The sequence below is a fragment of the Thiobacillus sp. genome, assembly GCF_013693775.1.
Taxonomy (GTDB): domain Bacteria; phylum Pseudomonadota; class Gammaproteobacteria; order Burkholderiales; family Thiobacillaceae; genus Thiobacillus.
Genome location: NZ_CP059257.1, coordinates 3,056,690 through 3,079,673, shown reverse-complemented (window position 1 = coordinate 3,079,673; position 22,984 = coordinate 3,056,690). Strand labels below are relative to the sequence as shown.

Here is a 22,984-nt window from a genome sequence, read left to right as displayed (position 1 = left end):
AATCAGGCAAAGAGACGGGCCAGTTCGGCGCCCGGGTCGGTCGCGCGCATGAAGGCCTCGCCGACCAGGAAACCGTTGACTGCGTGGCTGCGCATGGCCGCGACGTCGGCCGGCGCGAGGATGCCGGACTCGGTGATGACGATGCGGTCGTTGCCAATCTTCGGCAGCAAACCCAGCGTAGTGTCGAGGCTGACCTCGAAGGTGCGCAGGTTGCGGTTGTTGATGCCCTGTAGCGGCGTTTTCAATTGCAGCGCGGCGTCGAGTTCCACGGCGTTGTGCGACTCCACCAGCACGGCCATCCCCAGCTCGAACGCCAGCGCTTCCAGCGCCTGCATCGCCGGCAGTTCCAGCGCGGCAACGATCAGCAGGATGCAGTCCGCCCCCATCGCCCGCGCCTCGTAGACCTGGTAGGGGTCGACGATGAAATCCTTGCGCAGCACCGGCAGTTGGCATGCGCCGCGCGCGGTCATCAGATACTCGGGGCTACCCTGGAAATAGTCGCGGTCGGTCAGCACCGACAGGCACGCGGCTCCACCTTTCTCGTAACTGATCGCAATCTCGGCGGGATGGAAATCGGGGCGGATCACGCCCTTGGACGGACTGGCCTTCTTGATTTCGGCGATCACAGCCGGCTGCCCGGCGGCCAGTTTCGCGCGCAGGGCGCCGACGAAATCGCGTGGTGGCACGGCGGCCTCGGCACGCGCGCGCATCTCGGCGAGCGGAACGTCGGCAAGTCCGGCGGCGATTTCAGTACGTTTAGTGGCGAGTATCTTTTCGAGGATGTCGGACATTGCGTCTAGATCCCAGTGGCGCGGTTGGAGAATGCCACCAACTGCCGCAGTTTTTCACGCGCGGCGCCGTTGCGGATAACCTCGCGCGCCACTTCAATGCCTTCGCCCAGCGTGGCGGCACGATCGGCCACATAGATGGCAGCACCGGCATTGAGCAGCACGATGTCGCACGCCGGCCCCGGCAGCCCGTCGAGCACGGACAGCAGCATATCCTTTGCCTGTGTCGCGTCCCACACCTTCAGCACCTCGCTGCTACTGGTCTCCAGCCCGAACTCGCCCGGACGGATCGTGTATTCGCTGACTTCTCCGTTCTTCAGTTCGCCGATCAGGGTCTCGCCACTCAGGGTGATCTCGTCCATGCCGTCAGAACCGTGCACGACCATGACATGGCGGCTGCCCAAGCGCTGCAGCACGCGCACCAGGATGCCGACCAGGTCGGGATGGAACACGCCCAGCAACTGGTGCGGCGCGCCGGCGGGGTTGGTGAGCGGGCCGAGGATGTTGAAGATCGTGCGCACGCCGAGTTCGCGGCGCACCGGCGCGGCGTGCTTCATCGCGCCGTGGAATTTCGGCGCGAACATGAAGCCGATGCCGATCGCGTCGATGCTCTCGGCCACCTGCTCGGGCGTGAGGTTGAGGTTCACGCCCAGCGCCTCGAGCACGTCTGCACTGCCGCTGGTGGACGACACCGATCGCCCGCCATGCTTGGCGACCCGCGCGCCAGCGGCAGCGGCGACGAAAGCGGCCGTCGTGGAAATGTTGAAGGTGTGTGCGGCATCACCGCCGGTGCCGCAGGTGTCGACCAGATGTGCGCTGTTCTGCGCCGGCACCTGGGCGGCAAATTCGCGCATCACCTGTGCGGCGGCGGCGATCTCGCCGACGGTTTCCTTCTTCACCCTGAGGCCCGTGATGATGCCGGCGATCTGCACCGGCGTGAGTTCGCCGCGCATGATCTGGCGCATCAGCGAGAGCATCTCGTCGTGGAAGATTTCGCGCTGCTCGACCAGCCGGGCGAGCGCCTGCTGCGGCGTGATCATCGCGTGCCTTTCAGGAAATTCGCCAGCATGGTGTGCCCGTGTTCGGTGAGGATGGACTCGGGATGGAACTGCACCCCTCGACCGCCAGCGTCTTGTGGCGCACGCCCATGATCTCGCCGTCGTCGGTCCAGGCGGTGATATCCAGGCAGTCCGGCAGCGACTCGCGCTCGATCACCAGCGAATGGTAACGGGTGGCGCGGAAAGGATTGGGCAGGCCCTTGAACACGCCCACATCCAGGTGGTGGATCATCGAGGTCTTGCCGTGCATCAGCTCCTTGGCGCGCACGATCCGGCCACCGAAGGCCTGGCCGATGCTCTGGTGGCCGAGGCAGACGCCGAGGATGGGCACCTTGCCGGCGAACTCCTTGATCAGCGGCACCGATACGCCCGCCTCGTTGGGCGTGCAGGGGCCGGGCGAGACGACGATATGGTCGGGTTTCAGCGCCGCGATGCCGGCGAGGTCGATTTCATCGTTGCGGATCACCTTGACGTCTTCGCCCAGTTCGCCGAAATACTGCACGAGGTTGTAGGTGAAGCTGTCGTAGTTGTCGATCATCAGCAGCATGTCGCGGCCATCCTATTGATTTGCATAGCCCCTGCTACTCGAGTCTGGAATTCTTATCCGGCTGTTTATCCGGTTATTCGATCGCTACTGGGGGATGTATATGTGAATGGTGCATTATCCACCGGTAGCGCGCCAAGCGACAAGTTCATGGTCATTTCCCACCGTTTGCGCGCCACTATAAATTCCCATCTACCTCAATCGCACAGATGCTGAACAGAATGTGGTCGAAACTACAGGTTGCGCATTTCTATCGTCATAGTTAATACCGCATAGTGATCCATGTGCATAATTTGCCGGGGAGGAACAATAGATGCAGAAAAACAGAATTTTGATCTTGTGCAAGACATACCCGTCGCCAAGCTCAAAATATGTTGAAACGTCTTGCGTTGCCGGCATGGACGAATCAGGAAAACTAGTCCGCCTATTTCCAGTCCCGTTTCGATTGGTGGCAAACGAGCAGCAGTTCAAANAATGGCAATGGATTGACGCCCGAATTCGAAAAGCCTCCGACGATCATAGGCCGGAGAGCTTCCGCATATCAGTCGATACGATCGATATGCTCGGGGAGCCCNTTTCAACTAAACACGGGTGGCGAGAGCGAAGGCGTGCGATCGCTCCCGTCGAGGTTTTTGACGATTTTGGCGCCCTTGACCAAGCGCGTATCGACCGCGGAGTGTCGCTTGGCTTATTGCGTCCAGCACGCCTCATGGACGTCATGATCACCAAGTCAGACTCGCCAGACTGGACCGAGGAGGAGGTTGCAAAGCTTATGCAGGCACAGGCCCAAGGCTCCCTGTTTGACGCCGACCGCGAGCAGCAGTCACTGAAGCTACTAAGAAAACTGCCTTACGATTTCCACTATCACTATGAATGTAATGCTGGTGGAGTGCTTAAACGCTATAAACACAAGCTCGTCGACTGGGAAGCCGGGGCATTGTATTGGAACATTCACCGGCGAAGCGACTGGAAAGATGCATTTCGACAGCGATTCCTAGTCGAGTTCGCTGAGAAAGACGTGCTTNTTTTGATGGGGACAATCCACCGGTTCCCTAACCAATGGCTAATCGTCAGCGTTCTTTACCCACCTAAGCCACAAGGCGAACAGGTCGGTCAGCTATCGTTGCTTTAGCCGTGATATGTCGAACAGTGGGCGCCCCTGCTCGCTGCGCCGCACGGGCCACATAGGTTCGATGGCACATATCGTAGTCCGCCTCAAAGCACAAAAGACAGGCTGAAGTTGAACGAGCAAAATTCGCCAACTCGCGAACCACCTTCCCTTGGGTATCAAGGTAGGCGAGAAAATCTCGTGTATAAGCTGCCCAGTCGTTGTCTGCCCGATAACGATTACGAATCTCCTTCGGGCATCCGAGTTGAGGCGCATGAAAGTAGCCTATACCCGCCGCTTTCAGTCGCGCGCTCAACGCCGTTTTTGAAAATCCCTTCTTTCTGGACAGCGGCAACTCTCGCACATCAATGATTGATGACACACCTTCAACCTTAAGGCGCGCGATGAAAGCCTCAATATCAAGGCCCTCGTATCCGGCGGTGTATAAATGCTTCGTTGACATCTGGAGCCTGAATTGCATGAAAACAATGTTCATTATCCCTTGCCTGTGCACTGGGCGACAAGCTAGCCAAGGCCAGCCTGTTGCCACAACTAGCAACAGCTGCCATATTGCCGGCTATCTGGGAACACAATGACAAACGACCTGTTGCGCCAGCGGCGCAATCTGCTAATCACGAGCATAGGGTTACTGCTGTTCGACTTCGCCCATATGTCTGTGGCGAAGGTCAGCATACTTGGCACCGAACTGCTCGTTGGCGACCCAATCATTCTGAAGGTCTTCGCCTGGGGGATGTGGGCATATTTCCTGCTCCGCTATTACCAGTACCTGAAGACCTCGGGGATTCTGGAATTAAAATGGCAGTTTATGGATTCTTCCGATCCAAAGCCCTAGCATACGTCCACAAAGTAACTAAGAGACGAACTATTCTCGGCGCTGTAGACATCACGAAGGAAGGGCGCAGGTGGTCGTACTCGATTAGAGAGAACGGGGAAACGCCATACGATGAAGACGGGAATCCCCAAAAGATTGAAAAATCCGCAATCCCATTGATGTATGGCTGGTGGTGGACGTTGCACGCCTACCTCCACATTGCGCTGCACACTCCGAAGGTAACAGACCACGTTCTCCCCTTTGTGTTGGCCATCGCAACTCCGTTGGTCATAGCCGGCCGGATGATCTGGTAGTGAGACGTCCCACGCCGCTGTTCCTACTCGCCAGGCTGATCTACAGAGTGACAGACAGACAATAAGGCCAACCCATGGGTTGGCCTTATTGTCTGGGAACTGCCGGGCTCGCCGAGTTAGCAGCCCTTGCATTTGCGGTATCGGTCTACTGCGGGAGTATGCTTTGAAGATAGGTCGTCACCGCCACCAAATCCGTGGACGTCAGGCCATGGACCAGGGGCTTCATCATCGCGCCTGCGGGACGCTGGTTGGTCTCCGACAGGATATGCAGCTGCTTCATCATGTAGTTGGCATGCTGACCCGCCAGGCGCGGGAAGGTGTCCTTGCCCATGCCCATCGCACCATGGCAGCCCGCGCAGGCGGCCACCCCNTTGTCAGGGATGCCGTTCTCGAAAATCGCCTTTCCGGCCGCAACCGTTGCGGGATCCCCNGCGACATTGGGTGCGTCTTTCTGCTGCGAGAAATAGCGGGCCAGTCCCTCGATCTGCTCGTCGGTCAATTTCCGGGTAATGCCCCACATATATTCCGAACCCGCAGGATCGATACGATTGTGCCCGCGGAAGAATTTGAGCTGGGCGATCAAATACGCCTCCTGTTGCCCGGCCAATTTGGGAAAAGCGGGCGAAGTCGAGTTGCCGTCCACACCGTGGCAGCTCGAGCAGACCTGCAACGCAAGCGTCCGGCCCGACACATTCGGGTTGCCGATATCGCGCGAGCGTTCCAGATTGACGCATCCGCTTCCCAGGCTCGCGATAGCCAGCGCCAACATCGTGTACACGGCTGTCTTCATATTGGAATCCCCTCAGGTCAGTAAAGTGCGTTGCCAGGCCTGCTTGCCGTCAGTAGGCGCCCCAGACATAAACGAACAGCGTGTCGTTGTCGCTGGCGCTGCGGCCAAAGCCGTCGTAGTTGCTGCTGTTGCCGCTGAATTTCGTGTAATGCCAGTATTGCGCGCCGATGCGCAGGTACTGGACGGGCGTCCAGAACACCTCGGGAATCCAGGCGGTCGTATCCGGGCTTCCACTTAAATTACCCGTGATGTCTGCCGGCCCGCCAAANAATCCGGCATCGGTCGAGCCGGTGGTCTGCTGGTAGGCCAGACTGGCGCCATACGTGGCGTTGTAAACGTACGCCCCCTTGATCTTGAGTTCCTTCAGGGTATCGCTCGCATTGTCATAGCCCAGTGCCAGCGGATCGCCCCACTTCACGTTTTCGTGGATGTAGCTGAGGTGGGCCGTGACCGTGTGCGGGTCAAGGATGTATTGATATTGCGCATCCAGCCCGTAATCCCGGTACCGGTCGGTCGGCTGGTTGACGTCGTTGTTCTCGTGGATCTCTGCGACCAGGCCCGAGGTGCCGATCATCAGGTCATGCGGCCCGAACGCCTTGGTGTAGGCAAATCGCCAGTAGGGCGCGCCATCCTTGATCCTCGCGATGCCGGAGTTGTCCCCNGGATGCAGGAATCCGAACGGGCCGTTGGCCGTCTTGTAGAGGGCGAGTTCGCCATAGAGGCTCCTGTTCCAATAGGCATAGACGCCGGCACCGACCGCGTCTTGCCCAAGTCCACCGTCGAGCAGCGGCGATGCGGGTGCGCCAAGCGCGAACGTCGGCCCGACATAGGGATAGCTCCAGGCCGGCGCACTGTTCCACACATCCTGCATGCTCGGGTTATTGTTGGCGAACGCGCCGACAATGAGGTCGCTGCCCGGCGAGATGAAACGGTCGGCATAGCGAAACTCCGTGTTGTCCGGACTCAGATGGCCAACCCAGTCGCCGTTGTCCTGCTGGTGGTCATAGTTCGCGTAGGTCGCCTGCGCGAACAGACCGAGGTTGTCGGTAATCTTGCCCGCAAGGAAAACGCTGCCGACGTCGAATATCGGCGTGCCCTGCTTGTGGAAATCCACGGTGTCCTTCACCCCGGTGGAGTCCTTGGGGTTGCGGACCCGGGTGTAGTCGAGGACCGCCATCACCGAAAGGGGCATGGAACGGGCGCCCATCGTATAGCCGGTGAGCTTGAACAGCCGCCCATATGGCGTCAGTTCCGGAAACTGGCCGCCGGCATGACAGGCCAGGCAGTTTTGCCCTGTCTGCCGGGCAAAAGCCGGAAGCGCATAACTGGGGAAGGACCACATTCCCAACAAGACAAGGCCAAGCAAGGTCGGGAGAACGTCCTGTATCTTCAAAACATGGCGCCAAACTGATTTGGTAATCAAGTGCGTTCTCCCCAAAAAAATCGACATGACATTGAAAACAGCTTGCTTATTCCAGCAATGAGTCGGCGCCTATTCTGTTGCAAAAAACATCATCGTTGTAATATGCAAAAATAAAAACAAAATGTGTTGCATAAAGGAACGGTTTAATTAATAGGACATGGTTGTCTGTTGTTCAAGGACCTTCCGTAAAATTAAACAACCCTCCTCGTCGCCACGTGCGCCATGCATGGCGCGCACCCATAAAAAAGCGCCCGAAGGCGCTTTGACGTCAGGCGTCGAGAGGATTATTTGAGCTTCTTGATCCCCATCAGGCCCAGCACATACTTTTCATACAGCGGCTCGGTCGAGCCTTTNTTCATTTTGCGCATGAAGTATTTCTCGAACGCCACCTTGGCCAGGTGCACCCACTTGCCCTCCTTGAACCAGTTGACGTTGCGCGGCGGAATCTGCGGCAGCGCGACGAAGGCCGCGCCGGTGTCGCCGAAATCGGCCAGGCAGATGGCGTTCCAGGAGGCTTTCTCGGTGGGCTCGCGGCCATCGAGCACCGCACGGATGTTGTGTGCCGTGGCCGTGACCATGGACTCGATCATGTAGCCGGTCTTGGGCGTGCCGGTCGGCACCGGCGTGGGCTCGACCGGCGGAATGGCGACGCACACGCCGACCGAATAGATGTTCGGGAACTTGGGATTGCGCTGGTAGGGGTCGATGACGATGAAACCGCGCGGGTTGGTGAGTCCCTCGATGCCGAACACGGCGTCGATGCCCTTGAACGCCGGCAGCATCATGGAATAGGCGAACGGCAATTCATGCTCTTTGATCACCTCGCCTTTTTCGTTGTGCTCGGAGACGAACATCTTGCCGGCTTCGACCTTGGTGACCTTGGCATTGCAGATCCACTTGATGTGGCGGTCGCGCATCACGGACTCCATCATGCCCTTGGAGTCGCCGACGCCGCCCAGGCCCAGGTGGCCGATGTAGGGTTCGGCGGTGACGTAGGTCATCGGCACCTTGTCGCGGATCTTGCGCTTGCGCAGATCGGTGTCCATGATCATCGCGAACTCGTACGCCGGACCGTAGCACGAGGCGCCCTGCACTGCGCCCACCACGACGGGCCCCGGAGCCTGCACGAAATCCTCCCACACCTTGCCTGCCGCCACGGCATGCTCGACCTGGCAGATCGACTGGGTGTGGCCTTCCGGCCCCAGTCCAGGCACCTCATCGAAAGCCAGCTTGGGGCCGGTCGCGATGACGAGGAAGTCGTAGTCGACGATCTGTCCGTCGGTGAGCTCGAGCTGATTCTTCTCGGGGTGTACGCGCGCCGCGCCGATCCCGATGAAATCGATGTTCTTCTTGTTCAGGTACGGCGCGGCGGGAATCGTGACGTCGTCGCGCTTGCGCCAGTTCACCGCCACCCAGGGGTTGGACGGCGTGAACTGAAAATACGAAAGGTTCGAAATCACCGTGATCTTGTCTTCCGCCCGCGCCGATTCGCGCATTTCATAGGCCATGGTCATGCCGCCCACGCCTGCACCCAGAATAACGATGTGTGCCATGCAGTCCTCCTTGTTTGATGTTGGCTAGTGTTGCGGCCAATATCATTGCAACAGGCATGCCACCCCGAAAAAGTGTCCTACATGCGGGTTGCCAGAGAAAACGGATTTGACATGGCCATTGCGTCATGCCATTTTCCAGTCTCGTCATGACGAGAGTGTCAGATATGGACATCGAACTTCAAAGCCTGATCGACACGCACGAACAGCCGTTCGTGGTGATCGACCGCAGCTACCGCATCGTCGCCGCCAATCAGCGCTACTGCGACGCCTACGGGATGACGCCCGCCGCCATCGTCGGCCAGCACTGCCACGCGGTATCCCACCACTCGCAGCGGCCCTGCCATGAAAACGGCGAACATTGCCCGCACCAAGCGCTGTTCGCGCAAGGCGAGACGGTCGAAGTCCTACACACCCATTACCACGCCGACAACCAGCCCGAACGCACCCGCATCCGCGGACACCGCCTGCGCGGCGCGGATGGCGCACTCTACCTGGGCGAGCAGCTGTTCCCGTTGGAAGCCGAGGCGGGCAGCGAATGCGACGCCATGCAGATGATCGGGCAATCGCCCGCCTTTCTCGCCTGCGTCGACAACCTTGCACGCGTGGCCGAGAGCGAGGCTTCGATCCTGCTATACGGCGAGAGCGGCGTCGGCAAGGAACTCGCCGCACGCTTCATCCATGCGCGTTCCAGCCGCGCTGGCGCGGCATTCATCGTCATCAATTGCGCGGCCGTGCCGGAAAGCCTGTTCGAGAGCGAACTCTTCGGCCACGAGCGCGGCGCGTTTTCCGGCAGCAGCGGCCTGAAGAAAGGCCTGTTCGAGCTCGCCGACAGCGGCACCCTCTTTCTCGACGAAGTGGGCGAGATCCCGCTGGCCATGCAGGCCAAGCTGCTGCGCGTACTGGAAACCGGCGAATTCCGCCGCGTCGGGGGTACGCAGACGCTGACTGCCGACGTGCGCGTGGTGTCGGCCACCAACCGCCGGCTGCTCGACGAGGTCGACGCCAAGCGCTTCCGGCTCGACCTGTATTACCGCCTGGCAGGCATCGACGTCACCCTGCCGCCGCTACGCGAGCGCGCCGCCGACCTGCCCGACCTGGCGAACTTCCTGCTGAAGCGGCTGACCGGCGGACAAAGCCCTGCCNGGCTCGCGCCGGACGCCGTCGCGGCATTGCAGGCCTACGACTTCNCCGGCAACGTGCGTGAGCTGCGCAACCTCCTGCAGCATGCCGTGCTCAGCTGCCGCGACGGCACCATCCGCGCAGCCGACCTGCGACTGCCTCCGCGCGTCGCGCACGTACGCCCCGACGCCGCCAGCGCCTCGCTGCGCGACATGGAACGTGCGCACCTGCTATCCCTGCTCGACGCGCACCAGGGCCATCGCGCCCGCGTCGCCGCGGCACTCGGCGTCACCGAGCGCACGCTGTACCGCAAGCTCAAACAGCATGGTCTGGGAAAGAACTGAACCCGTTACCGACTGCCTTCAAGACACGACGCAAAACGCGGAGTCGCATTGACGGCGGCGGAGCAAAGTGGAATCGGCGATCTGGCGCGACGAGGGGTACGGAAGGTGGATGACGACTGTAGTGGGAAAAGCCACTAGGACACCATCTCTGCGTGGCTGCTACTCGGCCAAAGCGGCCGTAGCGTTCTAGGCAAACCAGGCCTGCTATGTGCTGTACACCGGTCGTTGATTAGAAATTCAAGCTGAATGGCCGTTGTACAAAACAGCGAATTCACACTCCCGACCCGGAAGAAATGGTCGAGGCTTGTTCACTGAATGTTTGTTCATTCAATGCCAGCGGACGTGCAACGTTTGAGTTATACCTCCTCCTTGAAGTAGGGCATTTGAAAAGAACGCGTTACTCCATCTCCACCGAAGGTGAGGTTGACCCGACAGGGAGAAGGAGGCTGCGTAATCTTGTGCCGCTGCGTAGCATATTCGATTAATAAGCGATTGCCTGACGAACTGACCAACGGAATGGGCTTAACCACTTCGTCCGGGAAGAAGACATCTGGTAGTTCCGACACTGCCTGTACAGCCTTTCCCCATGCGGAATCGCGGCCGACGATTGTCTTTGAGGTAGGCACCGGAACCAGTCTTCTATCGACAATGTGTAAAGACCGAGCGAGTTGGGCTCCCACTGCAAAGATATTGCATATGTGGAGCTTCAGATCTCGGTTGAAAGAGAAGGCCGAGTTTGAGCCTGGGTGTACACAATCCACGGGACCAAGAACGCCACTCGCGACTGGGCCTTCGACAAAGTAGCCAAAACACATGCCGGTTGCCCAAGAGAATCTAATTGATCTTAGTTTGCCTTGGCTGTGCTTAATGTAGTTGTCAATGCAGCCAATATGCTTGCGGTAAGGCTCAACCGAGGATTTAAATGANGGCAAGCTGCTTCTTGAAATTCTTCTCATCGACTTGCGAAAAAAACTCCGAAGTATGCCTCCACAGACATCCATGTGCTCCATCAGAGAATCTAGGAGATGGTCAGTGGCTTCCAGAAGAGCAAAGTCTGACTCTTCCTTAGCCGTTGGTTCCACGCGAAACTGATGTTCGAGTTGTTTGAGACTGCCAACGACAGCAGTGAATCGCTGTCCTATCGCTGCGAGAGATATGTTGTAGGAAGCGAATGGATGCCTTGCCCCATATTCGGACTCATAAGTAGGGACGCCCCGCAAATCCTGCAAGACACGAGCTGCTTTTGGGAGGGCCGAGTCAAATGAGGAATGTTCTTCGCGTATTTGTATCATCGCTCTGAGAGACCTAAGTATTAGCTAACTGGCGGCCCGCGCCGATGCACGTGAGAAACGGACCGCGTACCGGTCCGTCCGATTGAGCGTCAGTTTAGGCGGCAGGTTCTTCATGGTTACTCCACCCGCATGACTCGCATAGGCTGACATAAGGGGGATCAAGGTCAAGGTCGGGTTCGTAGACCGCCACGATCCGATACGAGTTGCAGGCCGGGCAGGTTTGAGGTGCTTCAGACTCAGCTTGGATGACTACTAGGCTCGTCATTCCGAGCAAGTTGGAAGTGGCGTCTAGCGCGAGATGAGCTTCGTGCAGGCTTGCCTTTGTAGTATGAGTCAGCCAATTGACGAGTTGCCACGTTTCCTTAGAGGTCGTCTTGAGGTAGCTTCGTATATGCTCATTTCGGGGCCCGCTCGTAAAGTGCTGTGCGATATGGGAGAACCAACCTACGAAGTCCGCTGCCTTTGGTATCTCTGCACCATCCTGAAGCTTGACATCCTTCTGCAAGGCCTTAGCTAGACTAACAAGCGTCTCTCGGCACCGCATGCCTACGGCCTGGAAGTCCTCTGCCTCCCGAGCCAAGTCGAGTGCATCAGTTGCAGTTTCCCATCGCCGCCAAGTGGAGCGGAGTCGATCTTTGCGTGAGGGCGGCGCTCGTTTGGCATCTCGTGCGCCGACTCTTGCCATAAGGCCGACATGAAAGGAGAGCGTGTAGTCGAGCGACGGGAACTCGTGCTGCGAGTAGAGGTTGGTGGGGCCCGTGATCACCCACCAGCGACCCGGTTCGTCGGTATGAACATCCCACGCTACATGCTCGGTTCCGAAGACGACCTCGGACTTCATTCGCTCGAGATGCACAACCTTGTACTGAGTATCCGCGCCCTTGTTCAACTGCCATTCGACGTAGGAAGTTATCTCATCTCGCTGATGATCTGGTTCTTTCAACGCCACCTTCTGAATTGCCGCGATGGAGGCAGGCTTCGGAATGGAGCAAGGAGTCTTCTTCGCCATGGCGGGTGTTCTGATGCCTTGTATGCTCAAAACAACCGGCCTGCGCGGCTTTTGCGCAGGTCCGGTTGATTGCAGGGTTGGGCGTCACTGGGTGAAACCTTTGAACTGTTTGACCAAGAACCAACACATGCTTAGTGCCAAGTGCCGGCCAAGGCGAGCCATTTCTTCTTCGGACAACCCGACCGGACGATGTGAGCCAGGGCTGACAAAACCATATACGCCGACGAGGCCGCGCTCTTCTTCCGGAGTAATAAATTCTAGTGACTTTAAGTACGTAACCACAGAGCCCCATTTCTTCGGATCGTAAGAGGGTGCATCGCAAGTCGAAATGGATTCAGCTATGGCTGCAGCCAAGGATTCCAGCGCAACCCGAATGTCGTTTAGACATGAATTGTGGTTTGCGGGGCCTTTGCGGAAGGATTCTGCGGAGTCGTTGATCTTATCGATTACGCGGCCGACACCCGTGAGCCCGGAGTCATTGAGTTCTTTTGTCAGGTCGTCTTCAATCGGCGGCAAATCATCAATAGATGGATCAAGGCGGACTAGGCCGCTTTCGGTGACGAGATATCCATCCAATTGAAGGCAGCGCGTGAGGTCTTTAAATCGTTCTGTAAAGCGGTATTTTGGACTTACACGTGATCGAAGGTCACCATCAGTTCGGGCAATTTCTTCAATGATGGCCAAAAGCTTTTCGGGTTTGTCGGCGAAGGTGAAGTTTCGATTTAGGGTTGTCAGCAACTTATCACCTTCAACCGACATGCGTAGGCCATGCTTTCCACAAAGGATGAGCACAAAGTCAGTTTCGAATAATTCAAGAAACTGCACGAGAGAACCAATCGTTCGGGTACTGAGCATGGCTTATGGCGGATTGTGAGGATATGATGCCCAACGTTCAAGCTCAGCCGACCGTGGAAGCGGGTGAAACCCGCTGTAGCGGGTCGGCTGGAGCAATTTGTTAGCCCCCATACGGTGGCGCGACATGTTTTCCAAACATCATGAGGTACCTGTCCAAGCTGGTCAGCGGCGGTGCGTCCTGGCCCCATACACGGAGCAACTGGTGCATGAAGCAATCTACCAGAACAATGTCTTCATAGCGCTGAGGAAGGCCGCCAAGCGGGAAACTTGGACGAACCATGCCGATGAACCAACGTACGGCACGGTGGTTGAAACGGTCAATGATCGGAACGTCGTTTGGGGAGATAAGGTGGACTAAGAAAGCACGGCTCACGAAATCAGTTGCTGGTTGATCCGGGTCTACCAAAGCCTCAATTTGATATTCGTGCTCTTGAGTCTCAAGAAGATGATGCCACCTTCCAGCAAGTCGATTGATCGTTTGCTGATGGGCGCCTGTAAGTGGCTGAGGATGTGGCCGTGCATATTTCCAGCGAAGCGCGCTCTCAATTTGCGCCAATCCGATGTTCTGCGGATTCGCGAACTGCTGTAGCAGGCCACCATAGGTATCCTGCGGATATCGGCCTTCATCGTATCGAGCGACCAGCAGGCCAAAGAAGCACTGGACGCTTGGCAAGATCGCTGCTGCCTCGTGGGGATGGACGTGCATCGTTCGTGGCTTCAAATGGGGGCTAACAGTTATTAACGGACCCACCGGTCCGGACGTTTTTGAATAAAACCGACGCTGTCTGAGAAGCTATATCAGTTAGGTTTATCAAGATCTTCTCCTCTCTGGGTCCAAATATCCTGCAAAAAGGCGGATGCAGCCTCAGAATACGCAAATGCTTTGGCTTATTCCAGAATGCCTGTTCCTTGCCTCGTTCCTGGCCTTCGCACGTATCAGTTTGGCTAATTGTTCAGCGTCGGGAGTGTAAATCGCTGTTTTGGAAATCGGCCATTCATCTTGAAGTTCTAATCAAACGACCCGTGTTCAGCACATAGCAGACCTGATTTGTTCAGAACGCCACCGACCGCTTCGGCCGACAACCCGACACGCGATGTGTTCTGCTTGGCCATCCGGTAAGGGTCGGGTGCCGTCCTTCGCTGCTGACGAAAGCGGCCATTCGACGGCGTATTTCCTAAACGTCGGCAACCTGCACGACACCGGCCATTCGCTTGGGGCGACGCCACCGGCAGCAAAGGCCGAAGAACCGACATCGGACCGAGTAAACCCAACCGGCTGATTGTCAGCCGCGACTGGATCGTCACATCCAACTGAGATCGGACATTCGATGTTGTCCGTTTCGACTTTGAGTCAGATCCGGACTTCGACCCAGCAGAGGTGGCATCACCTACAACTAAAGTCGTATATACATCCTGGTGTATTTGTCCTAAGTTGTTCTCAGCCATTCCGAACGTCAACCATTCTGGACTGGCGCAATGCCAGGATTTGGGGCCGCCCACTTCATAAGGAGAGTGCCATCATGACTTATGCGAAGGCAGAACACCCGTCGTTTGTTGAACTCCTGCCTGCCTACAAAACACTGGGCGTTTCACCCGGAGACTTGATTGACGCGATCCAGGCCGAGGTCGATCGCACGCTGAAGGAGGCGAAGGGAAATCGGCGGAAAGCCGTCAATCTGGGCCTTCAGCGAATGCATGTGAACGGGCTGATCACGAACGCTGATCTTCGGCGTCTGGAAAAGGCGTGCCTCATCATCTTCTCAGTGGATGCGGGCAAGAAATCTCAACACGACGCAGTGGCAGAGTTGGATGCGCTCTATCTGGATGCGGTAAGAGACCCCGAGTCGAGCACGATGGGCACCACGATGGTCGGGGTCATGTATTCGGCGCGGAACAAACAGACTGCAGCGGCTGCCGGGCTGATGGGCATGCTGGTGGGAGGGCTTCTCACAGGCGGTCCGGGGGTGCGCTGATTGGCGGGCTGATCGGCTGGACGCTCGGAGGGGGCTGCAAGAAGGACTAAGCCACCCTGCCCCATTGACTGTCGAAAGTCGTATGAATGCCATCACGCCATCGCTGGAATAAGGGTCAGGCGTAGAACCGCCGCGCAAATTTTCCAGATGCCCGGGATCCCGAGCGTGTCAGTTTGTCGTGGTTTTGAATCTCTAGCGTGCTTCTGGGGTGACATGAATTGCAGCCTGAACACCATTGCCGCACTGATTACCACCGCCATTGCGCTTCTGCTTGCAGCCATCGCGATCTCCTATTTCTGGGTTGCCGCCGTTCCTCTGTTCATCGCTGCCGGCTTGGTGGCCAGCGTGTCGTTCGGTTTCATTCCTGCCATCAAGAACGCACTGATCGCCTACGCTCAATGCAGGGGAACGTCCGGCAAATGCGCCATCTCGCTCAGCCTCAACACGCTGGGCCAGGCTGCCGCCGTGCTCTCGCTCATTTCGTTTGCCGCTGCGGCCGTCATGGAGGTCGCGGCGTTGGCCTTTCTTTACAGCTGGTTCCTGGCATGGCTTGGCGTGTCGATTCAAGTGGCGGTTGCTTATATGGTGCAGGCCGGACAGTTTTCATGTGCCATCACCATACTGATTCTTCTTGGGGTGCTCTCGAACGCATGGGCCTTCAAGAATTGCATGGACCAACAGGGCGGCGGCACGGGAGTTGTTCTCGAATAACCGAGAAAGCTGACGGACAATCCTTCCAGTCCTGCCGGCCAGCAACGCATTGAACCCGACTGCCTCAGTATGCTTATCGCAAGGTTATTTTGCTTTGGCCGAGTGGAGAGGTATCGTCGCGTCGGGTGCGGGCTCGAGCATTCACGACCCGCTTCGGCTGAAAACCAGACCCACCGCAAGCTGGCCCATATAACTGAAACACGTGAAATAAGGCTTCGCCACTTGCCTGTTGTGCCAAACTATCGTCCAACGCCCGACAAGCCATCCCCATGACCGATCCTCGCTCCCGCTGCACCTGGTGCGGCACCGATCCGCTCTACTGCGCCTACCACGACGAGGAATGGGGCGTGCCGCTGCACGACGAACGCGCGCTGTTCGAATTCCTGACTCTGGAAGGCGCGCAGGCGGGGCTGTCGTGGCTCACCATCCTGAAAAAGCGTGAAGGCTACCGGCGCGCATTCGACCATTTCGACGTCGAGCGCATCGCGCGTTACGGCGAGGCGGACGTGGCGCGGCTGATGGCGGACGCGGGCATCGTGCGCAACCGGCTGAAGATCGAATCGACGATTACCAACGCGCGTGCGACGCTGGCGCTGCGCGAAACGCTGGGCGGGCTGGACGCCTACTTCTGGAATTTCGTGGACGGCCGCCCCCTCTCCAACGCGTGGGAAAACATCGGGCAGGTGCCGGCCAGCACGCCGCTGTCCGACGCGATCAGCAAGGACCTGAAAAAGCGTGGCTTCAAGTTCGTCGGCTCGACCATCGTATACGCGCACATGCAGGCCACGGGCATGGTCAACGACCATACGGTCGATTGCTTCCGTCATCGCGAGGTGGCTGGCGCGGCTCAGCGGAAATAGCTGCTGGGCGACGCGCCGAACTGGCGCTTGAACATGGTGGCGAAGGCGCTCGGGCTGTTGTAGCCCAGATTGAGCGCGGCGTCGACGACCTTCACGCCCGCGGCCAGTTGCTCCAGTGCGGTGATCAGGCGCGCCTGCTGGCGCCATTGGCCGAAGGTCATGCCGGTCTGGCGGGCGAAGCGACGCTGGATGGTCTTGGCGTCGACACCCAGGCGGCCTGCCCAGTCGCCCAGCGTGGAGGCATCGTCGGGCGCATCGGCCAGGACACGACAAATCGTCAGCAAATCCGGATCGCTGGGCTGCGGCAGATGCAGCGGCAGGCTGGGCAGCACCGCCACTTCGTCGAGCAGCAACTGCATCAGGCGGCCGTCGCGCATATCCGGATCGTAGGGCTGCGCCACCTCGATGGCCGCCAGGATCAGTTCGCGCAGCAGCGGCGAGATGCCGACCACCTGGCAGTCGGCCGGCAGGTTCGGGCTGGCGTCGGGGCGGATGTAGACGGTGCGGATCTTCACGTCGCCGACCATGCGGATGCCGTGCGGCTCGCGGGCCGGCACCCAGAGGCCGCGCGTGGGCGGCACCACCCATTGGTCGCCCCGGGCAGCAACCACCATGACGCCCTGGACGGCATGGATGAGCTGGGCGGTGGGGTGGCTGTGGCTGGGCACCACGTGGCCGGTGGGATAGTCGATGGCCTTGCCGGTCACGGGCATGTAGCCCTGGTCCAGATTCAGGCCGTCGTGCGGAGAAATGTCCATTTTGAAAAGGTCAATGCCCTAATTCAGCGAGACGGACAAGCATCTTAGCCCTAAATTGGTGCTTCGTATCCTTTCGAGCCTGCCGCCATGACGACCGCGCATTCCGCCGCCGACCGCACCACCTTCAAGGTGCTGGGCGCAATCAGCTTCTCGCATTTTCTCAACGACACTATGCAGTCGCTGCTGATCGCGAGCTATCCGCTGTTCAAGAGCAGTCTCCATCTCAGTTTCGCGCAGATCGGCCTGATCACGCTGGCCTTCCAGTTCACCGCCTCGCTGCTGCAGCCGCTGGTGGGCGCGTATACCGACCGTCATCCGAAGCCGTTCTCGCTGTCGCTGGGCATGGGCTTCACCCTGGCTGGGCTGCTGTTGCTGTCGCAGGCGACCACGTTCCCGCTGCTGCTGGCCGCGGCCGCGCTGGTCGGCAGCGGCTCGTCGATCTTCCACCCGGAAGCGTCACGGGTGGCGCGCATGGCTTCGGGCGGGCGGCACGGCCTGGCGCAGTCGATCTTCCAGGTCGGCGGCAACGCGGGGGCGGCCTTCGGTCCCTTGCTCGCGGCCTGGGTCGTGCTGCCACACGGCCAGAAAAGCCTGGCCGTGTTTTCGCTCTTCGCGTTGCTGGCCATGATCGTGCTGGCGGGGGTCGGCATCTGGTACCGCGACCAGCACCGCAAGCCGAAANAGGCCGCATCCGCTGGCGGTCACGACCTGCCGCGCGGCCGCGTGCTGCGCACCCTGGCGGTGCTGATGGCACTGATGTTCTCCAAGTTCTTCTACCTGGCCAGCATCAGCAGCTATCTGATCTTCTACCTGATGCAGCACTACGGCATCGGCGCGCAGGAAGCGCAGTACCACCTGTTTTACTTCCTGTTCGCGGTGGCGGCGGGCACGCTGCTGGGCGGGCCGATCGGCGACCGCATCGGCCGCAAGCGGGTGATCTGGCTGTCCATCCTGGGCGTGGCGCCGTTCACGCTGGCCCTGCCCTACGTGGGACTTGCCGCGTCGGCGGGACTGACGCTGATCATCGGCTTCATGCTGGCCTCGGCCTTTCCAGCCATGGTGGTCTACGCGCAGGAGCTGATGCCGGGCAAGGTCGGCACCGTGTCGGGGCTGTTCTTCGGACTGGCCTTCGGCCTGGCCGGCATCGGCGCCGCCGTGCTGGGCGGCCTGGCCGACCATTGGGGCATCGAAACGGTCTACGTGCTGTGTTCGTTCCTGCCGCTGATTGGCCTGCTGGCGGTGTTGCTGCCGGACCTGCGCAGTCAGGCCGGTGCCGTGCGGGCGACTCGCATGCCGTCGGCCACGATTCCGGTCAAATGACGCAGGCCGGGTCTTCGCTCATCCCGGAAAAACCCGGTACGACTGACGGTCCTGGCCGGCTCTGGGGGAGCGCTGAACACGTCCTTCGACAAGCTCAGGACGAACGGCAACTTGCGGAATCAACATGTTCGCTTCCCTAGGCAGCGCGCGCCATCTCGCCAAGTTTGCGCACGGTGTTCCAGTTGCGGCTGGTCATCGGTACGCCCAGCAGACGTTCCAGGGCGGCAGCGAGCTTGGATCGGCCGATGCCGTCCGGCGCATGCAGGTAGAGCACGTCGCCTGTCAGATGAAAACGTTCGCTCGCGGTCCGGCGTTTNTCCAGGCCGTCGAGATCGGGCCGGGGCGGAACGCTAGCGAGGAAATTCACGTACAGGGTGCCGGGCGCGTCTTCCGCTTCGGGATAGGGGTTGCCCCGGATCACCTGTTCCAGCGTCGGCTGCTCGAGCAGCCGCACCCAGGGTTCGAAGCCGTGGCTTTTGCCGATGGCGGTGCCGATCGTTTTCGCCAGCCGTGCGGGATCGGCTGCCTCGCCCTGGAACACCACGTTGCCGCTCTGAATGTAGGTCGCGACACCTTGCAAGCCGAGGCCTTCCAGCACCACCGCCAGTTCTTTCATCGGCAATGTGTTGTTCCCGCCCACGTTGATGCCGCGAAAGAGAGCGATATACGTTTTCATCGCGTCGGCTCAGATACGGGTCCGGCCGGGCCGGGTCGCACTACTCGACCGCTTCGCCGCCGAAGCGCGCCTGGGCAAGCTCGGCGGCACGCACGACGGCACGGGCCTTGTTGAGGGTTTCCATCCATTCGTTGTCGGGCACCGAATCGGCGACGATGCCGGCGCCAGCCTGGGCGTAGAGCATGCCGTCCTTGACCACAGCCGTGCGGATGGCGATCGCCAGATCCATGTCGCCGTTGAAGCCGAGGTAGCCCACCGCCCCGGCGTAGATGCCGCGCTTGCTCGGTTCGAGTTCGTCGATGATTTCCATCGCCCGCACCTTGGGCGCACCCGATACCGTGCCGGCCGGGAAGCTCGCGCGCAGCACGTCGAGCGCAGTGAGGCCGGGTTTCAGCTTGCCTTCGACGTTGGAAACGATGTGCATGACGTGCGAGTAGCGCTCGATCTGCATGTTCTCCGTGACCTTGACGCTGCCGGTGACGGCGACGCGCCCGGTATCGTTACGCCCCAGGTCGAGCAGCTGCAGATGCTCGGCGCATTCCTTGGGGTCGGCCAGCAGCTCTTCGGACAGGCGCTGGTCGTCCTCGCGCGTCAAGCCGCGCGGCCGGGTGCCGGCGATGGGACGCAACGTCACGAGGTCGCTCTCGAGCCGCACCAGGATTTCCGGCGACGAACCGACGACGTGGAACCCGCCGAGATCGTAGAAGAACATGTAGGGCGAGGGATTCAGGCTGCGCAGCGCGCGATACAGCGAAAGCGGCGATGCGGCGAACGGGCGCGCCATGCGCTGCGAGAGCACCACCTGCATGACGTCGCCCGCGGCGATGTAGTCCTTGGCCTTCTGCACCGCGGCCTTGAATTCGGCCTCGCCGAATTCCGAACTCGGCTCTGCCGTATCCGCAGCAGGCTCGGCCGGCAGCGTCACCGGTGCGCTCAGTTTGTCGGTCAGCTCGGCCAGGCGCAGATGCCCCTGCGCATACGCATCCGGCTGCATCGGGTCGGCATGCGTGACGAGATAGAGTTTGCCGGCGAGGTTGTCGAACACCGCCAGTTCCTCGGTCAGCATCAGGAGAATGTCCGGCGTGTGCAGCACATCGTCCTTGCGCGGCCGGTTCTGATTAAATTCCGGCGCCAGGCGTTTCTCGATGTAGCGGATGGTGTCGTAGCCGAAATAGCCGGCCAGTCCGCCGGTAAAGCGCGGCAGTCCCGCCACCGGCGCGGCCTTGAAGCGCGCCTGGAACTCGGCGACGAACGCCAGCGGATCGGGCAGGTTGTGTTCCTCGATCACCTTGCCGTCGGTTTCCACCGTCAGCAGATGGGCGCGCACACGAATCACGGTGCGCGCCGGCAGGCCGATGAAGGAATAGCGCCCGAAGCGCTCGCCGCCCACCACCGATTCGAGCAGATAGGTGTACGGCGCGTTGGCCAGCTTGAGATACACCGACAGCGGCGTTTCCAGGTCGCCGGGCAGTTCGCGCACCAGCGGAATGCGGTTGTAGCCCTGACGGGCGAGGTCGAAAAAGTCTTGTTCAGTCATTTGTCAGTGAGGCGTAAAGGGTAAGGGGTGAGGAATGGAGTACAACACGACGCCGCCATCGCGCACTCGCGCCGGCACTGCACCTCACGCCTATCGCCTCACGCCTCACCGATTCACCCCTTGACCACCATCTTGGCTGCCTCGGCCAGACTCGGCACCACGGCATCCAGGTCGAGTTCGGTCACCGGACGGCCGCGATTGTAGCCGTAGGGCACGCAGAACACTGCGCTGCCGGCGGCACGCGCGGCCTGGGTGTCGTTGAGCGAGTCGCCGATCAGCAGCAGATCGGTCGGTTTGATCTTGAACACCTCGCAGGCATGCAGCAAGGGCAGTGGGTCGGGCTTGCGCTTCGGCAGCGAGTCGCCGGACAGGATCAGTTCGAAATAATCGAACAAGCCGGTGTCTTTCAGCAGTGGATGGGTAAACGCTTCGGCCTTGTTGGTGATACAGGCCACGCGCAGCCCCATCGCTTTGAGCGCCTGCAGGCCTTCGACCACGCCGGGGAAAGGGCGCGTGTGCCGGGACACGTGGGCGCTGTAATGCTTGTTGTACGAAGCGATGGCTTTCTCGAACAGCGCCGTATCCGGCTCGGCGTCCATGTCGCCGGTCAGCACGCGCTTGACCAGGCGCGACACGCCGTTGCCGATATAGGTGACGATCGTGTCCTGCGACGGGCACGGCAGGCCGAGTTCGGCCATCATCAGTTCGGCTGCGTAGGCCAGATCGGGCGCGGTATCGAGAAGGGTACCGTCGAGATCGATGACGACGGCTTTGATTTTGAGTGGGAAATTCATTTTTGGTGAGCAGTGAGCGGGAAGCGGTGAGCGGTGCGGTCCGCGGATTGTTCCGCTCACCGCTTACCGCTCACCCCTCACCGGGTTTCAGACTTTTGCGAGTTCGGCGCGCATCGCGGCGATGATGCTGTTGTAGCGCTGCGGGTCGCTGTCCTTGGCGGCGCCGAACACGGCGGAGCCGGCGACGAAGGTGTCGACGCCCGCGCGGGCGACTTCGGCGATGTTGGCTGGACCGACGCCGCCGTCGATCTCGATGTTCACCTTGAGGCCGCGGTCATCGATCATCTTGCGCACGGCGCGCGCCTTGTCGAGCACGTAGGGAATGAACTTCTGGCCGCCGAAACCGGGGTTCACCGACATCAGCAGCACCATGTCGAGCTTGTCCAGGGTGTATTCCAGCACGTCGAGCGGGGTGGCCGGATTGAACACCAGGCCGGCCTTGCAGCCGTTTTCCTTGATCAGACCGATGGTACGGTCGATGTGCTCGGAGGCTTCCGGATGGAAGGTGATGTAGGTGGCGCCAGCCTTGGCGAAGTCGGGAATGATGCGGTCGACCGGCTTCACCATCAGGTGGACGTCGATCGGGGCGGTGACGCCATGCTTGCGCAGGGCCTCGCACACCAGCGGCCCGATGGTGAGATTGGGGACATAGTGGTTGTCCATCACGTCGAAATGGACGATGTCGGCGCCGGAGGCAAGTACGTTGTCGACCTCCTCGCCCAGCTTGGCAAAATTGGCGGACAGAATGGACGGGGCGATGCGGTACGTCATGGGAAGGGCTCCTGGGATTTCTGCGGATTTTCGGGAAACCCGGCCATTTTACCAGCCCGTCACGTCATTGCGTTACACTCGGTGCATTCCATTCCGTCGAGCAATCCCGTGGCAGAAGGCAAGAAATACCAGATCAGCATCAACGTCAACACAACCTATCTGGCCGACCAGAGCGACCCGTCGGCGGATCGCTACGTGTTCGCCTATACCATCACCATCGCCAACAGCGGGACGGTAGCGGCGCAACTGATCTCGCGCCACTGGATCATCACCGACGCGGAAAACGTCACCCAGGAAGTGAAGGGGCTCGGCGTGGTGGGCGAACAGCCGCTGCTGCGGCCGGGCGAGAGTTTCGAGTACACCAGTGGCACCGCGATGGCGACGCCGGTCGGTACGATGCGCGGCACCTATCAGATGGTGGCGGAAGACGGCAACAAGTTCGAAGCGGAAATCNCCCCGTTCACCCTGTCGATGCCACGGGTATTGCATTAGAGTGAGCGGTAAGCGGGGAGCAGCAAGCGGTCTATCCCACTCACCGCTCACTGCTCACCGTTT

At 59.9% G+C, this 22,984-nt stretch carries 21 protein-coding genes and 1 pseudogene; 7 read left to right on the top strand and 15 right to left on the bottom strand.

The genetic code is table 11. The features are described from left to right. Positions 1-2: 2 nt before the first annotated feature. The 4 genes and pseudogenes from trpC to HZY77_RS15165 all read right to left on the bottom strand — a co-directional run bounded on the left by trpC (position 3) and on the right by HZY77_RS15165 (position 3,994). Positions 3-791: an indole-3-glycerol phosphate synthase TrpC gene (gene trpC, locus HZY77_RS15180; RefSeq protein ID WP_296816559.1), complete on the bottom strand. Its 789-nt coding sequence runs from the start codon at positions 789-791 to the stop codon at positions 3-5. A 5-nt stretch (positions 792-796) separates the two neighbouring features. After that, positions 797-1,828: an anthranilate phosphoribosyltransferase gene (trpD, locus tag HZY77_RS15175; RefSeq protein ID WP_296816556.1), complete on the bottom strand. Its 1,032-nt coding sequence runs from the start codon at positions 1,826-1,828 to the stop codon at positions 797-799. Further along, positions 1,825-2,393 (bottom strand): annotated as a pseudogene (locus HZY77_RS15170) (aminodeoxychorismate/anthranilate synthase component II). Before HZY77_RS15170 ends, trpD begins: the two are co-directional and overlap by 4 nt. Before the next feature lie 1,085 nt (positions 2,394-3,478). Next, a complete protein-coding gene (locus HZY77_RS15165) occupies positions 3,479-3,994 on the bottom strand; it encodes a DUF488 domain-containing protein (protein ID WP_296816553.1) in 516 nt (171 codons plus the stop codon). 96 nt (positions 3,995-4,090) lie between these two features. Between HZY77_RS15165 and HZY77_RS15160 the strand changes: the two genes are divergently transcribed. Beyond that, a complete protein-coding gene (locus HZY77_RS15160; RefSeq protein WP_296816550.1) occupies positions 4,091-4,351 on the top strand; it encodes a hypothetical protein in 261 nt (86 codons plus the stop codon). Positions 4,352-4,789: 438 nt separating this feature from the next. On the opposite strand, the gene HZY77_RS15155 is transcribed toward HZY77_RS15160, so the two are convergent. The 3 genes from HZY77_RS15155 to HZY77_RS15145 form a co-directional block, all read right to left on the bottom strand. Beyond that, the gene (locus HZY77_RS15155; protein ID WP_296816547.1) at positions 4,790-5,434 is read right to left on the bottom strand and encodes a c-type cytochrome; all 645 of its coding nucleotides are present in this window, start codon (positions 5,432-5,434) and stop codon (positions 4,790-4,792) included. 49 nt (positions 5,435-5,483) lie between these two features. Continuing rightward, positions 5,484-6,800, bottom strand: coding sequence for a cytochrome C (locus HZY77_RS15150; protein WP_296816545.1), 1,317 nt, complete (start codon positions 6,798-6,800; stop codon positions 5,484-5,486). A 341-nt stretch (positions 6,801-7,141) separates the two neighbouring features. Further along, the gene (locus HZY77_RS15145; protein WP_296816542.1) at positions 7,142-8,410 is read right to left on the bottom strand and encodes an FAD/NAD(P)-binding oxidoreductase; all 1,269 of its coding nucleotides are present in this window, start codon (positions 8,408-8,410) and stop codon (positions 7,142-7,144) included. A 164-nt stretch (positions 8,411-8,574) separates the two neighbouring features. On the opposite strand from HZY77_RS15145, the gene HZY77_RS15140 reads away from it, so the two are divergent. Further along, positions 8,575-9,873: a sigma 54-interacting transcriptional regulator gene (locus HZY77_RS15140; RefSeq protein WP_296816539.1), complete on the top strand. Its 1,299-nt coding sequence runs from the start codon at positions 8,575-8,577 to the stop codon at positions 9,871-9,873. Positions 9,874-11,259: 1,386 nt separating this feature from the next. Here the strand turns inward: HZY77_RS15140 and HZY77_RS15135 are convergent. From HZY77_RS15135 to HZY77_RS15125, 3 genes are all read right to left on the bottom strand, one after another. After that, positions 11,260-12,174 carry a hypothetical protein gene (locus tag HZY77_RS15135; protein ID WP_296816536.1) on the bottom strand — a complete coding sequence of 305 codons (915 nt, stop codon included), beginning with the start codon at positions 12,172-12,174 and terminating at the stop codon, positions 11,260-11,262. An 84-nt stretch (positions 12,175-12,258) separates the two neighbouring features. After that, entirely contained in the window at positions 12,259-13,029 is a 771-nt protein-coding gene (locus tag HZY77_RS15130; protein ID WP_296816534.1) for a hypothetical protein, read from the bottom strand. Between the two features lie 100 nt (positions 13,030-13,129). Further along, positions 13,130-13,735: a hypothetical protein gene (locus HZY77_RS15125; protein ID WP_296816531.1), complete on the bottom strand. Its 606-nt coding sequence runs from the start codon at positions 13,733-13,735 to the stop codon at positions 13,130-13,132. Between the two features lie 814 nt (positions 13,736-14,549). On the opposite strand from HZY77_RS15125, the gene HZY77_RS15120 reads away from it, so the two are divergent. The 3 genes from HZY77_RS15120 to HZY77_RS15110 all read left to right on the top strand — a co-directional run bounded on the left by HZY77_RS15120 (position 14,550) and on the right by HZY77_RS15110 (position 16,573). Next, on the top strand, positions 14,550-15,002 hold the full coding sequence (locus HZY77_RS15120) for a hypothetical protein (RefSeq protein ID WP_296816529.1): 453 nt from the start codon (positions 14,550-14,552) through the stop codon (positions 15,000-15,002). Between the two features lie 147 nt (positions 15,003-15,149). Further along, entirely contained in the window at positions 15,150-15,713 is a 564-nt protein-coding gene (locus HZY77_RS15115; protein WP_296816527.1) for a hypothetical protein, read from the top strand. Between the two features lie 269 nt (positions 15,714-15,982). Beyond that, on the top strand, positions 15,983-16,573 hold the full coding sequence (locus HZY77_RS15110; RefSeq protein ID WP_296816524.1) for a DNA-3-methyladenine glycosylase I: 591 nt from the start codon (positions 15,983-15,985) through the stop codon (positions 16,571-16,573). On the opposite strand, the gene HZY77_RS15105 is transcribed toward HZY77_RS15110, so the two are convergent. Further along, positions 16,561-17,331 carry a helix-turn-helix transcriptional regulator gene (locus HZY77_RS15105; protein WP_296816520.1) on the bottom strand — a complete coding sequence of 257 codons (771 nt, stop codon included), beginning with the start codon at positions 17,329-17,331 and terminating at the stop codon, positions 16,561-16,563. The two genes, HZY77_RS15110 and HZY77_RS15105, sit on opposite strands and share 13 nt — an antisense overlap. A gap of 87 nt (positions 17,332-17,418) precedes the next feature. Here HZY77_RS15105 and HZY77_RS15100 point away from each other — a divergent pair, with 87 nt between their 5' ends. After that, on the top strand, positions 17,419-18,651 hold the full coding sequence (locus HZY77_RS15100) for an MFS transporter (protein ID WP_296816517.1): 1,233 nt from the start codon (positions 17,419-17,421) through the stop codon (positions 18,649-18,651). A 136-nt stretch (positions 18,652-18,787) separates the two neighbouring features. Here the strand turns inward: HZY77_RS15100 and HZY77_RS15095 are convergent, their stop codons facing one another. From HZY77_RS15095 to rpe, 4 genes are all read right to left on the bottom strand, one after another. Continuing rightward, positions 18,788-19,327, bottom strand: a complete 540-nt coding sequence (locus HZY77_RS15095) for a DUF1697 domain-containing protein (protein WP_296816514.1) — start codon at positions 19,325-19,327, stop codon at positions 18,788-18,790. Between the two features lie 40 nt (positions 19,328-19,367). Then, positions 19,368-20,864 carry an anthranilate synthase component I gene (trpE, locus tag HZY77_RS15090; protein WP_296816511.1) on the bottom strand — a complete coding sequence of 499 codons (1,497 nt, stop codon included), beginning with the start codon at positions 20,862-20,864 and terminating at the stop codon, positions 19,368-19,370. Between the two features lie 113 nt (positions 20,865-20,977). Next, positions 20,978-21,658, bottom strand: coding sequence for a phosphoglycolate phosphatase (locus HZY77_RS15085; protein ID WP_296816508.1), 681 nt, complete (start codon positions 21,656-21,658; stop codon positions 20,978-20,980). 87 nt (positions 21,659-21,745) lie between these two features. Further along, entirely contained in the window at positions 21,746-22,429 is a 684-nt protein-coding gene (gene rpe / locus HZY77_RS15080) for a ribulose-phosphate 3-epimerase (RefSeq protein ID WP_296655925.1), read from the bottom strand. Between the two features lie 108 nt (positions 22,430-22,537). Here rpe and apaG point away from each other — a divergent pair, with 108 nt between their 5' ends. After that, positions 22,538-22,921, top strand: coding sequence for a Co2+/Mg2+ efflux protein ApaG (apaG, locus tag HZY77_RS15075; RefSeq protein ID WP_296816505.1), 384 nt, complete (start codon positions 22,538-22,540; stop codon positions 22,919-22,921). Positions 22,922-22,984: the final 63 nt, after the last annotated feature.

Bases quoted from the DNA above. Each gene is read 5' to 3' on its own strand.
- HZY77_RS15125 (WP_296816531.1), bottom strand. From the start codon at position 13,735: ATGCACGTCCATCCCCACGAGGCAGCAGCGATCTTGCCAAGCGTCCAG.
- rpe (WP_296655925.1), bottom strand. From the start codon at position 22,429: ATGACGTACCGCATCGCCCCGTCCATTCTGTCCGCCAATTTTGCCAAG.
- trpD (WP_296816556.1), bottom strand. From the start codon at position 1,828: ATGATCACGCCGCAGCAGGCGCTCGCCCGGCTGGTCGAGCAGCGCGAA.
- HZY77_RS15160 (WP_296816550.1), top strand. From the start codon at position 4,091: ATGACAAACGACCTGTTGCGCCAGCGGCGCAATCTGCTAATCACGAGC.
- HZY77_RS15165 (WP_296816553.1), bottom strand. From the start codon at position 3,994: ATGAACATTGTTTTCATGCAATTCAGGCTCCAGATGTCAACGAAGCAT.
- HZY77_RS15110 (WP_296816524.1), top strand. From the start codon at position 15,983: ATGACCGATCCTCGCTCCCGCTGCACCTGGTGCGGCACCGATCCGCTC.
- trpC (WP_296816559.1), bottom strand. From the start codon at position 791: ATGTCCGACATCCTCGAAAAGATACTCGCCACTAAACGTACTGAAATC.
- trpE (WP_296816511.1), bottom strand. From the start codon at position 20,864: ATGACTGAACAAGACTTTTTCGACCTCGCCCGTCAGGGCTACAACCGC.
- HZY77_RS15120 (WP_296816529.1), top strand. From the start codon at position 14,550: ATGACTTATGCGAAGGCAGAACACCCGTCGTTTGTTGAACTCCTGCCT.
- HZY77_RS15115 (WP_296816527.1), top strand. From the start codon at position 15,150: ATGCCCGGGATCCCGAGCGTGTCAGTTTGTCGTGGTTTTGAATCTCTA.
- HZY77_RS15135 (WP_296816536.1), bottom strand. From the start codon at position 12,174: ATGGCGAAGAAGACTCCTTGCTCCATTCCGAAGCCTGCCTCCATCGCG.
- HZY77_RS15085 (WP_296816508.1), bottom strand. From the start codon at position 21,658: ATGAATTTCCCACTCAAAATCAAAGCCGTCGTCATCGATCTCGACGGT.
- HZY77_RS15130 (WP_296816534.1), bottom strand. From the start codon at position 13,029: ATGCTCAGTACCCGAACGATTGGTTCTCTCGTGCAGTTTCTTGAATTA.
- HZY77_RS15105 (WP_296816520.1), bottom strand. From the start codon at position 17,331: ATGGACATTTCTCCGCACGACGGCCTGAATCTGGACCAGGGCTACATG.